Origin of the sequence: Chitinophaga sp. CCNWYY40, from assembly GCF_037483205.1 — a bacterium.
GTDB lineage: Bacteria > Bacteroidota > Bacteroidia > Chitinophagales > Chitinophagaceae > Chitinophaga > Chitinophaga ginsengisegetis.
Genome location: NZ_JBBHLF010000001.1, coordinates 405,059 through 418,523, shown reverse-complemented (window position 1 = coordinate 418,523; position 13,465 = coordinate 405,059). Strand labels below are relative to the sequence as shown.

General features: G+C 46.7%; 10 protein-coding genes and 2 tRNA genes. 6 read left to right on the top strand and 6 right to left on the bottom strand.

Going from position 1 to position 13,465, the window contains the following annotated elements:
* Nucleotides 1-5: 5 nt before the first annotated feature.
* Together V7S65_RS01675 and sppA are read right to left on the bottom strand one after the other, a co-directional pair.
* Complete coding sequence (locus V7S65_RS01675) at nt 6-1,112, bottom strand: ABC transporter permease (RefSeq protein ID WP_079468530.1); 1,107 nt, start codon at nt 1,110-1,112, stop codon at nt 6-8.
* Between the two features lie 183 nt (nt 1,113-1,295).
* The gene (gene sppA / locus V7S65_RS01670) at nt 1,296-3,047 is read right to left on the bottom strand and encodes a signal peptide peptidase SppA (protein ID WP_336386430.1); all 1,752 of its coding nucleotides are present in this window, start codon (nt 3,045-3,047) and stop codon (nt 1,296-1,298) included.
* Nucleotides 3,048-3,133: 86 nt separating this feature from the next.
* Here sppA and folK point away from each other — a divergent pair, with 86 nt between their 5' ends.
* Both folK and V7S65_RS01660 read left to right on the top strand, forming a co-directional pair.
* Nucleotides 3,134-3,619, top strand: coding sequence for a 2-amino-4-hydroxy-6-hydroxymethyldihydropteridine diphosphokinase (gene folK / locus V7S65_RS01665; RefSeq protein WP_336386431.1), 486 nt, complete (start codon nt 3,134-3,136; stop codon nt 3,617-3,619).
* 16 nt (nt 3,620-3,635) lie between these two features.
* Nucleotides 3,636-4,265, top strand: a complete 630-nt coding sequence (locus V7S65_RS01660; RefSeq protein ID WP_336386432.1) for a deoxynucleoside kinase — start codon at nt 3,636-3,638, stop codon at nt 4,263-4,265.
* On the opposite strand, the gene V7S65_RS01655 is transcribed toward V7S65_RS01660, so the two are convergent.
* On the bottom strand, nt 4,260-5,510 hold the full coding sequence (locus V7S65_RS01655) for an NAD(P)/FAD-dependent oxidoreductase (protein WP_079468534.1): 1,251 nt from the start codon (nt 5,508-5,510) through the stop codon (nt 4,260-4,262). The genes V7S65_RS01660 and V7S65_RS01655 overlap by 6 nt on opposite strands.
* Nucleotides 5,511-5,632: 122 nt before the next feature.
* Between V7S65_RS01655 and V7S65_RS01650 the strand changes: the two genes are divergently transcribed.
* Nucleotides 5,633-8,092, top strand: a complete 2,460-nt coding sequence (locus tag V7S65_RS01650) for an MG2 domain-containing protein (RefSeq protein WP_336386433.1) — start codon at nt 5,633-5,635, stop codon at nt 8,090-8,092.
* A gap of 63 nt (nt 8,093-8,155) precedes the next feature.
* Here the strand turns inward: V7S65_RS01650 and aspA are convergent, their stop codons facing one another.
* On the bottom strand, nt 8,156-9,559 hold the full coding sequence (aspA, locus tag V7S65_RS01645; RefSeq protein WP_336386434.1) for an aspartate ammonia-lyase: 1,404 nt from the start codon (nt 9,557-9,559) through the stop codon (nt 8,156-8,158).
* 136 nt (nt 9,560-9,695) lie between these two features.
* Between aspA and V7S65_RS01640 the strand changes: the two genes are divergently transcribed.
* Nucleotides 9,696-10,796 (top strand): lipase family protein, encoded by a 1,101-nt coding sequence (locus tag V7S65_RS01640; protein ID WP_336386435.1) that lies wholly within the window; start codon nt 9,696-9,698, stop codon nt 10,794-10,796.
* On the opposite strand, the gene V7S65_RS01635 is transcribed toward V7S65_RS01640, so the two are convergent.
* The gene (locus V7S65_RS01635) at nt 10,793-11,335 is read right to left on the bottom strand and encodes a hypothetical protein (RefSeq protein WP_079468538.1); all 543 of its coding nucleotides are present in this window, start codon (nt 11,333-11,335) and stop codon (nt 10,793-10,795) included. The genes V7S65_RS01640 and V7S65_RS01635 overlap by 4 nt on opposite strands.
* A gap of 107 nt (nt 11,336-11,442) precedes the next feature.
* On the bottom strand, nt 11,443-12,648 hold the full coding sequence (locus V7S65_RS01630; protein WP_079468539.1) for a hypothetical protein: 1,206 nt from the start codon (nt 12,646-12,648) through the stop codon (nt 11,443-11,445).
* A gap of 432 nt (nt 12,649-13,080) precedes the next feature.
* Between V7S65_RS01630 and V7S65_RS01625 the strand changes: the two genes are divergently transcribed.
* Both V7S65_RS01625 and V7S65_RS01620 read left to right on the top strand, forming a co-directional pair.
* Nucleotides 13,081-13,154: transfer RNA gene (locus V7S65_RS01625), tRNA-His, on the top strand.
* 128 nt (nt 13,155-13,282) lie between these two features.
* Nucleotides 13,283-13,356: transfer RNA gene (locus V7S65_RS01620), tRNA-His, on the top strand.
* Nucleotides 13,357-13,465 lie beyond the last annotated feature (109 nt).

Below are 13,465 nucleotides of genomic sequence, written 5' to 3'. Positions count from 1 at the left end.
TCGCCTTATTCCCACTTGAATACTTTCACGGCTACCGCATATACGACAACACCCCATAAAGTAAGGATGGCAATATCCCAGCCTACATGCCAGAGATGCAGCCCTTCAAAAGCCACTTTTCTCAGGGCGTCTATCAGGTAAGTGAGCGGCATGATCTTACAGATCGGTTGCAGCCAGCCCGGGAAGGAATCTATCGGGAAAAAGGTGCCCGCCAGCAGGAATTGCGGCAGGGTAACAATATTGGCCAGCGGCGGAATAGTACTTTCGTTTTTTGCCAGGCTGCTCACCACAAAACCAAAACCCATAAATACCAGCAGCCCGAATACGGATAATACCAGCATTTCCAGGAAGGTGGCAAAGCCATGTACGAGCGTAAAGCCAAAGGCAAAATGTCCCAGCGCAATAATCACCACGGAGCTGATAAGCTGGAAAATCATCCGGCTCAGCGCTTCTGCCAGTACAATATAAGTGCGTTTGATGGGCGTAGCAAAGAAACGCTTGAGTACCAGCGTTTGGCGCATATTATAAAACAGGAAGGCCGTACCAAAAACAGCGGCACTCATCAGGGCAAAGCCCAGCTGACCCGGTAAAATAAAGTCGATGGTCTTAAATTCACGCCCCGGTACCTCTGTTTGTGTAAAAGTGGCTACCGTAGGGCGTTTATACGTTTCATCATCCAGTTTGCCGGCGATGCTTTTCAGCACCGATAACAGGGTTACTTTTTTTGCGGCATCGGAGGCGGTAGAAGTCCGGATATTAATATCATAAGCAGTTACATGATCAGCCCCCTCTTTTGGCACAATGTTCAGAATGGCCACCAAACGGCCTTTCTTCAGATCATCTTCCATTTCCGCTTCGGGCTGATCGGCGACCAGTTTCAGCGTACCGGCATGCGACAATTCCTGGTAATACCTGCTGGTAATATCAGTCCGCCGGTCCACCCCCACTTTAACGGAAACAGTACTTTTACCAATAAACCCAAACACCAGGATAAATACCAGCGGAAAACCCAAACTGAACACTACTGCGGAAGGACTACGGAAAATACCTCTTAAACTTCCTTTCGTAATGGCCAGCATGGCCCTCAACTGACTGTACTTAGCTCCATTCATCTGATTCTGCTATTTTAAAAACCGGCGGTAAAACTACAACGTTTTTCCAGCTTTTAGGTTTTAGTTTCCGGCTTCCGGCAAAAAAATGGGAGATAAAAGCGGGTATATTCACTTTTATCTCCCTAAATCACTTATAAAATCCAAAAGTAAAATCAGCGTAATCCTGAGAAAGACAAAATACGCTTAGAAGTTATATTTAAACGGCATTCTTGCCTGGATATCGCCATGCAACTGCTGTACGTCCTTTACCTGCTGGTAAATTTCGTAGTTGGCGCCCAGTTCCTGCTTTACCATCTGCGCGCGCATGTTGCCGCTAAAGGTTTGTACCAGCCTGCTGATCGAGATTTTTGACTCCGGATATTCGCGTAAGCGGTACTCCGACAGTTTAGCCAGCTTTGCGGCACAAGCCAGCGCTTCGTTGATACCACCGATACGGTCTACCAATCCCAGTTCCTTTGCCTGCAGGCCACTCCATACGTGCCCCTGGGCAATGCTGTCCACGATAGCGGGGTTCAGCTTCCTGCCGGCTACCACCCGTGATTTGAAAGAAGCATAGGTACTGTCAACACCATTCTGGATAAAGCGCTTCTCTACTTCGGTAAGCGGACGGCCCATAGAACCAAGATCTGCATAAGGAGCAGTTTTAACGCCGTCGAAGGTAACACCCACTTTATTTTTGAAGAAGTCCTGCATATTAAACATCACACCAAATACGCCGATAGAACCGGTTAAGGTATTAGGTTCTGCAAAAATGCTATCAGCCATACAGGAAATGTAGTAACCGCCGGATGCTGCGTAGTCGCCCATAGACACCACTATCGGTTTCACTTTCTTAGCCAGCGACAATTCGCGCCAGATCACTTCAGAAGCCAGTGCGCTACCGCCACCGGAGTTTACCCGGAACACGATTGCCTTTATATTTTTATCTTCACGCGCTTTGCGGATTTCGCGGATGTAATTCTCGCTCGCAATGGTTTTATCCCGGTCTGATTCTCCGCCTATGATATCGCCCTGGGCATAGATCAGTGCTATCCGTCCTTCGCCACTGCCGGAAGAAAGGTCAGTACCGCTGTTATATTTTCCGAGGGTCACCAGGCTTACTTCCTCATCCTGTTTAATGCCCGTTTTGCTTTTCAGTTCTGCCACTACTTCATCATCATACTTCAAACCATCTACCAGCTTATATTTCAGTGCATCGGCCGGTTCCTGGATAAGATTCTCATTGGCATAGCCATGTAAAGTAGCTGTATCAATATTACGCGCAGTGCCTATTCCTTTCAGGAACGTGCCATACAGCTCTCCCAGGAACTGGGTGGTTTGTATACGGTTGGCCTCTGTCATCTGTGTTTCACGCAATGGCTCGGTGGCGCTTTTGAATTTTCCGCAGTAAAAAATTTCCGGTTTGATTTCCAGTTTATCCAGGGTTCCCTTCAGGAACATCACCTGGCTGGCAAAACCGGTAAAATCGACTCCACCTTTTGGGTTCAGGTAAACTTTGTCTGCCGCGCTGGCCAGGTAATAGGCGTTCTGGTCCATCACTTCTCCATATGCGTATACAAATTTTTTGGACTTCCGGAAACGGAGGAGCGCATTGCGCAACTCCTCTGTACTGGCAAAGCCGTTGGGGTTACCGTTTACTTTCAGATAAATGCCTTTGATGTTGTCATCACTGGCCGCATTCTCTATCAATCTTACCAGCTGATACAACCCAGGGGGTTCTGCTGATTCGTTGTTTATCAGTTTGGCGAGTGGGTTAACTACATTCTGCTCGTTGTACGACTGCCCCGTTTCGAGCACCAGTACGCTATTGGGGGAAATTGTTACCTTTTCAGGGGTAATGGCCCTACCTATCATTATCAGCAATATAAAGAAGCATATTGCCGTAAATGCTATGAATGCAAGGAATGAGGCCAGGAAAACTTTAAAGAAACGCATACTTTTTTGTTAAGATGAAACTGAGATAGAAAGATACATTTTTTCAAAAATAAGGAATATGGCTACTTTTGAGTCCTGAAATATACATGAATACAGCAATATTACTTATAGGTGGCAATTTAGGTGATCGTACCGGGAACCTGCAAAAGGCGGTACAATTGATTGCTGAAACAGCCGGAGAGGTGGTACAAACCTCAGCCTTATACCAGACCGCTCCCTGGGGAGCCGTGGATCAACCGGACTACCTGAACCAGGGAGTGGAGATCCGCACATCATTGGATGCACTAACGTTATTGCATACACTTTTGGAGATAGAAAGAAAGATCGGCCGTATCCGCCAGGAGAAATGGGGATCGAGGGTAATTGATATCGACCTGATCTTTTTCAACGACAGCATTCATTCCCTGCCGGATCTGAAAGTACCGCATCCGCGGATGCATCTCCGGCAATTTGTGCTGGTGCCTTTAATGGAAATTATCCCGGACTATATGCACCCCGTGCTGCATAAAACCGTGAGGGAGCTGGCAGCCAGCTGTCCGGATACATTACCTGCAAACCGTTACCAGGCTTAATTTTAAACCCATTTTCATGCATTATAAATTTATTACGGTAGAAGGAAATATTGGCGCCGGCAAAACTACGCTGGCCAACATGCTCGCTACCCATTTCTCTGCAAAACTGATATTGGAAGAATTTGCAGATAATCCATTTCTCCCTCTTTTTTATGAACGCCCGCAGCAATACGCTTTTCCGCTGGAACTGTTTTTTATGGCAGAACGGTATAAACAACTCAAGGAAATGCTGCAGTCGCAGGACCTTTTCAGCGATGTGATCATTTCCGATTACCTCTTCATTAAAAGCCTGTTGTTTGCAAAGATTAATTTACCGGAAGAAGAATATTCCCTTTACCAGAAACTTTTCGATATCATCAATCCGCAGCTGGTGCAGCCGGAGCTGCTGATCTTCCTGAATGCACCGGTTACAAAGCTGCAGGAAAATATCCGTCACCGCAACCGCTCCTACGAGCAGCAAATACCTGACGAATACCTCCTGAATGTGCACGATATGTACATGCAGTATATCAAGCAACATCCCGTGCGCACACTGATGATAGATACTACCAAAGTGGATTTCCTCCGGCAGCCGGAAGATTTCGACCACCTGCTGCTGGCGCTGGAAAAAGAATACGAGCCGGGAGTGCATTATCTGAAACTATGATGCGGATGTTGTCATCCGCTGGGCAATGGCGCTGGCGGCCACAAACCCGCTTGTCCATGCGTGCTGGAAGTTGAAGCCGCCGGTAATGCCATCTACATCCATTACCTCGCCCGCGAAGAACAGGTTGGGTACCAGCCGGCTTTCCATGGTGGCCGGGTCTATTTCACTGAGCGTAATACCGCCGCAGGTAACAAATTCCTCTTTAAAGGTAGTTTTACCTTTCACCGGGAATTCCATGCTTACCAGCAGCTTCATTAAACGGTTCTGGTCTTTCGCCGGAACATCCGCCCATCTCATCTCTTCAGAAATACCTACCTGTTGCAGCAGGAATTGCCATAAACGCTGTGGTAAGCTGAAAGGGTTTTTATTATATATCTTCTGCTTTCCTAATTCAAAACGCAGGTCCTGCCAGTGTTCCCGCAGGGTATTTTCATTGTAGGAAGGAATCCAGTTAACAATAGCGGTAAAAGTATATTGCAGTTGCTGCAGTTCCCGGGCGCCCCAGGCCGACAACCGCAATACAGCCGGACCGCTCATGCCCCAGTGGGTGATCAGCAAAGGGCCCTGTTCCTGCAGTTTGGTACCGGCTACTTTCACCTGTGCATTGGTGGCTACTCCCATCAGGCCCGTAACGGGGTTGCCCGGCATATTAAAGGTAAACAGGGATGGCGCCGGTGGTACAATACTATGACCCGTTTGTTCCAGCCAGGCAAATTTACCCGCCTGCGCGTAGCCTCCGGCGGCAATGCATAAATAGTCGGCGGTAAGCGCAGGGCCTTGCTGCAATTGCAGCTCCCAGCGCCCGTCGCTGCCCTTTTTAAAGGAAGTTACTTCTGTATTGGTGCGGATGTTAAGATGATATTTATCTGCTTCCCGCAGGAGGCAGTCGATGATCGTTTGGGAGTTATCTGTTACCGGGAACATCCGGCCATCGTCTTCCGCCTTCAGCGCTACCCCTCTTTCTCCAAACCAGGAGATGGTATCGGGCACAAAGAACCGGGAAAACGATTTCTTTACAAAGTTCTGGCCGCGGGGATAGCGTTTAGCCATATACGTAATGTCAGGCGCATTGTGGGTTACATTGCACCTCCCGCCGCCACTCACCTTTACCTTCGATAACAGCTTGCCTGTTTTTTCCAGCAATACCACTTCCAGTTGCGGGCATAGGCGGGCCGCATTTACCGCACAAAAAAAACCGGCAGCACCGCCACCAGCTATCACTAAACGTTTCTTTCCTGAACTCATTAAAATCTTGTTAAAACCGTAGGTTGAACACGCAATAATAACAAACCTGCCGTAATCTTACTGATTAAATCTTCCAAAGTTTATATTTTTGACATATATTATACCCGCTCAAACTATATTGCATGCAATCGAACCTGAAGAAAAAGCGACAACATCTGAAATGGATAATACCAGCCGTTATGTTAGGCGGCGTAATGAGTGCATTGGCTGTACAAACGCGCCCTACTGACTGGTCCGACCGCATTATAAAGGCACTACAAACCTTCGGCAACCGTTACCCGGCCGAAAAAGTATATCTGCATCTTGATAAGGACTACTACGCAGCCGGTGAAACCATCTGGTTCAAAGCCTATCTCACCCTGCAGGGCATGCCTGCCACCACCGCTACCAACCTGTATGTGGAGCTGCTGGATAAAAACAATAACATTGTACAAAAGAAACTGTTTGCCGTTGGCAACGCCGGCGCACCCGGTAACTTCGATCTGCCGGAAACGCAGAAAGCAGGCGTATACCAGCTAAGAGCTTATACCGCCTGGATGCTCAACTTTGATCCCGCATTCAGTTATACCCGGACCATAGAAATCTTTGATCCTTCCAAAAAAACACAACCGGAAGCCGATAGTGCCACCACACCGGATTTTGCCGTACAGTTTTTCCCCGAAGGCGGTAACCTGATTGTGGGTCAGCCTAACGTGGTAGCCTTTAAGGCCATCGATAACAATGGTTACCCGGTAGAAGTATCCGGCGCCGTAAAGGACGCTAAAGGCGCCAGCAGCGCAGTGATCAAAACCCTGCACGATGGTATGGGATCTTTCGAGATCACCCCTGCCAATGCACAGGACATCTTCCAGGCAACGGTAAAAAACAATAAAGGACAAACCAAAACGGTGCCCCTCCCCGCAGCAGTAGCTGCCGGCGCCTCCCTGAAAGTATTTAATAAAGGCAGCCGTATCTTTTACCAGGCTGTACCCGGCAACGTAACCGATACCTCCATCAACGATCTCGTGATCATTGCCCAGATGGGTAGCCAGCTGGTGTACAAAGCCAACCTGGATATCGGGGAAGGCCGCATCAGCGGATTTATCCCCGCCGATCATCTCCCATCAGGTATTATCCAGATCACGCTTTTTGCTAAATCAGGCATGCCGCTGGCAGAACGCCTTGCCTTCGTCCGCAAAAATGACCTGATGCAGATAGATGTACTGGACGCAGATACCCACAAGGAACCCAGAACAAAGAATGCCTTTGAACTGAGATTACCCGATACCATGCAAACAAATATCTCTGTAGCCATTACGGATGCAGACGCGGTACCGGTAGATAAAAATTCCAATAACATCATCTCTACTTTCCTGCTCACCTCCGATATCAAAGGTTATATCTACAATCCGTCGTGGTATTTCCGTAATGATGCCGACTCCACCCTGAAAGGCCTGGACCTGGTGATGATGACCAACGGTTGGAGACGTTTCAGCTGGGAAAAGATCATCAATAACGAATTCCCTGAAGTGAGGTTCCCATACGAACAGGGCTTACTCATGAAAGGAGTAGCCACCATGCTCAATGGCCGCCCGATGCCTACCGGTAAACTGGATATGATCATCCGTCTCCCGATAGACAGCTCCTCCATGTTTGCTTCTACTCCCATCAACGATAAAGGACAGTTTGAGATGGCCAACATGGTATTCCCGGATACCGCTTACATCTACTACCAGGGCAACGACCTGGTGAAAAAAGGCGTGGATGTAAACGTGAAATTCGATAATCACTTCTTTGAACGTCCTACACAAATTAAGATTCCTTACCCGCTGCGCATACCGCCTGCGGTTGATAATAACGCACTGAAACAATTCCTCGCCAATGCGGCGGAAGGCAACAAGGTAAACCGCTCCATCAATAATAAAACGGTGTACCTGCAGGAAGTAAACGTAAATGCGAAAAAAGTGAAACCGGAAGAAACCACGGAAAAACGTTACGCTTCCGGTATGTTCTCCGGTGGTGATGGCTATTCTTTCGATTTAACAAAAGAAACACCCATTGCACTCAACGTATTCCAGTACCTGCAATCCAAAGTAGCAGGGCTGCAGATTACAGGCGATTATAACAATCCAACGCTTTCCTGGCGCGGTGGTGCACCGGGATTATACCTCAATGAAATGCAGTCGGATGTGAGTATGCTGAGCACCCTCTCCATCCAGGATATTGCACTCATCAAAGTATTCCGTCCTCCGTTTATGGGTGGCTTCGGCGGCGCCAATGGCGCTATTGCGGTATATACCAAAAAAGGCGGCGATAATTCACCTAAAAATGATCCAAGTATCAGGGGCTTTAAACTGTATAAAAAAGCAGGCTACCAGATCGTGAAACAATTCTATTCACCGGACTACTCCGTGAAAAAAGAAGTACACGCATTACCTGATAAACGCCTCACGCTTTACTGGAATCCGAACGTAGCCATAGACACGCTGACGCACACTGCCAGGGTGGAATTCTACAACAATGATTTCACTAAGCGTTTTCGTTTAGTCGTAGAAGGTATAGGTGAAGATGGCAGTGTAGGCCGACTGGAACAGGAGTTTTAGCCGTGCGGCTGTTATCTTTTCCCGGATTAAACTAACCGGGAAAAGATAACAGCCGCGCTGGTTTTATTGTATAAACTGGGGTCTGATAAGGTTATCAAAAGTGAAAATCTCATCCCACTTTTCCTGTGTCACCCATTTCTTTTCTTTTACGGCGAGGTCGTGCACCGACTTACCCGTTTCCAATGCTTCTCTTGCAATAGCGGAACATTTCTCATAACCGATGATCGGGTTGAGCTGTGTTACAATACCGATACTTTGCATCACCATGTCCCTGGTGCGGTCGGCATTGGCAGTGATGCCTGCCACACATTTATCTTTCAGTGCTCTGCATGCGTTATTCATATAGGTGATGGCGGTGAACAGCGCGAAAGCAATGGTAGGCTCCATTACATTCAGTTGCAGCTGACCTGCTTCTGCAGCCATTGTTACCATAAGGTCGGCGCCAATTACATAGAAAGCCGTTTGGTTCACCACTTCCGGGATTACCGGGTTTACTTTTCCCGGCATGATAGACGATCCAGGCTGCATGGGCGGGAGGTTAATTTCGTTCAGCCCTGTCCGTGGTCCGGAAGAAAGCAGCCTCAGGTCGTTACATATTTTAGAGATCTTTACCGCCGTACGTTTCAGGACACCGGATAATTGTACATACGCGCCGGTATCCACGGTGGCTTCAATAAGATCTGCCGCCAGCACGAGATCCAGGCCCGTAATAGCCGCCAGGTGCTTGGTTACCAGGTCTGAATATCCTTTGGGGGCATTTACGCCGGTGCCAATAGCGGTAGCCCCCATATTGATTTCAGAGATGAGACGTTTGCTGTCTTCCACCCTGGATAATTCTTCGTTGATGTTGGTAGCGAAAGCCTTGAACTCATCGCCCATGCTCATGGGTACTGCATCCTGCAACTGGGTGCGGCCCATTTTCAGTACGTTTTTAAACTCCTCTCCTTTTGCCTGGAAAGCCTCTCCCAGTTCACCCAGGGTTAATTTGTAGCCGGTGAGTTTATTGATCAGTGCAATGCGGAAGGCGGTAGGATATGCGTCGTTGGTGGATTGTGAGCAGTTCACATGATTATTGGGGTGACAGAATTTATACTGCCCTTTTTCTTTGCCCATCATTTCAAGCGCTACATTGGCAATTACTTCGTTGGCATTCATGTTTACAGAAGTACCTGCACCGCCCTGTATCAGATCGCTGAGGAACTGGTCATCAAATTCGCCGGCAATCACGCGGTCGGATGCTTTGATGATGTATTCTGCAATATTTTTATCGAGCACGCCGAGGTCGCGGTTGGCCATAGCAGCGCCTTTCTTCACATAGCCCAGGGCCTGCACGAACATGGGTTCCACTTTGAGTGGAATACCGGTAATATGAAAGTTTTCTATTGCACGAAGGGTTTGAATACCATAGTATACATCCTGCGGTATTTCTTTTTCTCCCAGGAAATCGTGCTCAATTCTCTTTGCCATATTTAAAGTAATTTAGGCCTGAAAGTTAAACGGATTTAGAACAATGAAAGCATTTCAATTGTTTTATTTTATCTTAAAGTGCAGCGCTTTTGTTACTATTCATTTGTAATTGGTCATTCATAATTTGTTATTTTCTATGGGGTTTCGTATTTCTCTGCTCTCTTTTCTAATTTTATTTTCCGTAAGAAGTAATTGTTTTGCGCAGCACCTGTCACCCAATTTCAATGCCGCCGAATACGGTGAGTTGCTGAAGTTGGCGGAACGCTCCAGGGACACCCCGTGGACCAAAGTAAAAAGCAGCCCGCCCGTTGATTGTGAGCTGGTATACCGTTCCCCGGAAACAGGATTGGTAAACCGCTGGGATCTCTGGAAAAGAAAAGACAATGTAGGCATCATCTCCATCCGTGGTACCAATGGCACAGCTGCTTCCTGGCTGGAAAATTTCTATGCCGGTATGATCCCGGCACAGGGCGTCGTAAAATTAAACGACAGCACCACCGTACCCTATAAAGTGGCAGAAGATTCCAGGGCGTATGTACATGCCGGGTGGATGCTGGCAGTAGCAGCTATGGGACCGGAAATGATACAAAAGATCAATGAGTACTATCAGCAAGGCATACACGAATTTATCATTTTCGGACATAGCCAGGGAGGCGCCATTTCTTTATTAATGCGTTCCTATTTTCAATATGCGCCCGGTTTGCCGAAGGACATTGTTTTTAAAACATATGCCAGTGCAGCGCCTAAGCCGGGTAACCTCTATTATGCATACGACTTCGATTTTATTTGCCGCGATGGCTGGGGACTGCGTGTAGTGAATGCACGCGACTGGGTACCGGAAACACCCTTCTCTTTGCAAACAACGCGCGACTTCAATACCGTGAATCCGTTTACTGATATCAAAGGCGCATTAAGAAAGCAGAAATGGCCGGTGCGGGGTGCGTTGAATTATATGTACGGCCGGCTGGACCGTCCTTCCAAAAGGGCTTCCAGGCGCATGCAGCGGGTATTGGGCCACTTCGCTTACAAGCGGGTAAAAAAAATACTGCCGGAGTATCAGCAACCGGATTTCGTGGCCAGTCACAATTATACGCCGGCAGGCACACCAGTGATCTTACATCCCGTGAACGGTTACGATGAAAAGTTTCCGTTCGACGGAAAAAATATCTTCATTCATCATTTACCGGAAACTTACCGGTGGGAACTGGAACAGATCTATCATATAGAAGCCCATTAATCATTACCGCTTTTTTCGCCGGTAAACCAGTGTTCCTTATCCCTGAATAATACATTGAAAGTAGTGAGCGACCCATAGATGCGGGTAATGTACTGCTGCATGTTCACCTTTTCTTCATCGGTGAGTACTTTGTGGCTGTTGATGTTTTGCTCCAGTACGCGGAGGCGGTCGCGCAGCATCACTATTTTATGGAAGAAGGTATCGATGGGCAGCTCTTTTGCTTTCAGCGTGGTATCGCCGGGTTGAAGAATAAGGGTACCACCTTTCCAGCGGTCGCCCAGCGGCACTACTTCCGTAATACCTCCCCAGAGGCGCAGGATCTTCAGCAACGACGTTTCCACATCTGAAGCGGTTTCCACTTCCGGGGTTACATTTTCAGCCACCAGTACTTCAAACAACGGGTCTGTTTTATCGATCATCTTAATACCATGATCCATAAATGTAACGCGGTATTGGGCATATTTAACAGCCACAATAACGCCCTGACCAAAATGTGCGTGCTGCACCCGGGAGCCAACGCCGAGAGTTAGTTCTTCCATTTCTTTTTACGTAAACATAAATAATTCCGGGGAGTTTCTGAAAATGGGAAAGGGGAGATGAAAGCATCAGCAGCTTCCATCTCCCCTTCTCCTGAATTATTTAAATGCTATTCCTTTACCTTGTTAAGAAAGTACGATAACTTAAACAACAACTCATCCTGTAAACCTGCGCGCAGTTTGGCTTCCTCGTCGGTGATACCTAAACGGCGAAGGCGTTGGTAATATACATAAGAGCCGCCGATCAGTTCCAGGCATTCCTGTATTTTACGTTTTACTTCCGCTTCTTTGGTTCTTTTTTCAAATTCTTTTTTTGTAAGAATTTTATCTACAAAGTAGAAGTGATCTTTATCTTCCACCCATTTATTTCCTTCCCTGTGCTGGGGTTTATATACTTCCAGGTAGCAGTTATCCAGTTTCAATACATCACCGAATTCAGCGCGTATATCTATTACCGTTGGTTTCTCCGCAGCTGGATTAGCCAGGCGTTTTTTAATATGATTGCTGATTTCAACCCCCAGTTCATCGCTGCTCATCAGGATCTGGTTCAGCTCTGAAAATTCCAGGCTGATAGTGATGCGGGCGTATCCCCTGCCGCTCTTTATTTTACCAAACAGGCTGGGAGTGGTTTGTTCATCAAAGATGATATCTTCCACCTGTACTTTGGTAATGGTTTTATAGTTGGGTGTATAACCATCTTCCAGTGGTGTAGCACGTTTATTCACCAGCCTGGACGGTTCCTGGCGGCGGGTAAACTGAATGAACTCGTCGATAAAGCGCAGTTCATGTTTCTTCAGTTTGGTGTACAGTTCGTGAGTGGTATGGTTATGTATTTTACTGAGCAGCATCAGGTCGTTCCAGCTGTCGAAATGCTGCATTTTCTTCAATTCGTCGAGGATATCCCCGGCGGCCATATTGCGGCGGTAAAAAAGCTCTCCAATGAGGAATAGGGCATATTCCTGTGCGGGGTATCCCAGCTCGGGCAACACATCGTAAGCACTGCGTTTTTGTTCGCGGGCGCTTTCAAGCAGGTCAATGTCGGACATAACAGGCGCCAATAGATACTTACGTGCGGCCGTGCGTAATTTTTTACTTACATAATCCAGCAACTGGTCACTCACATGGCCATGATGCACGAAATCATGCAGTATCTGCACAAAGCGCCGGGATGTAGGCAATCCAAATTGTGAAAGAATATCGTTTTCCATGTCCAGCACGTCCTCAAAACCAGGCTCCTCCTTTCCAGGCTTCACCCGTTGGTCCATTTGCTGGTAACGCTGATAGTACTCCTGCAACTTCAGTTTAAGCTGATCCATAATGTATATACAATTAAATATTAAATACTTGCTTTTATTTCAGTTAGTAGAAAAAGGGATTTTGTTAAATATTTCCTGTCTTGGTTAACTTATCCGGACTAAAGGGCATTAAATCGCCTGAAATCAGGGATTTCTTTGATGCCATAAAATAACATCCTACTGATTATTAATCACTTATAAAAATGGGAATGGAATGGGAAAGTGCGCAAAGATACACCTTTTCCGGAAGTTCCAATAGAGGCGCTTGTTAATGTTAGGAACGGTTCTTTTTAACAAATGAAAACGATTTTAATATTGGGTTTCATTTGCAGAATATGATCTATACGTAATCCCTTGAATTTTTTTTATTCAAAGTATTTGGAATTTAAAAATAGTTTCGCTTATCTTTGCACTCCCAACAACGAAATAATACACGAAATTGACGATAAAACGGTGGTTGTAGCTCAGTTGGTTAGAGCATCAGATTGTGGTTCTGAGGGTCGAGGGTTCGAAACCCTTCAATCACCCAAAAAACAAAAAAGGCTTCTGTAAAAAGAGGCCTTTTTTATTTTCTGAAAGTACTAAAAAAATTCTTGGCCAGATAAAAGTTTCACTTATATTTGCACTCCCAAAAACGGGGTAACCGTTGAACATGGTGGTTGTAGCTCAGTTGGTTAGAGCATCAGATTGTGGTTCTGAGGGTCGAGGGTTCGAAACCCTTCAATCACCCGGAAAAATAAAAAAGGCTTCTGTAAAAGGAAGCCTTTTTTGTTTGTATAAATAGTTGACCCACCGTCTTGATTTTTTTTATTTAAATTCGCTAACGTGAAATTAAGCA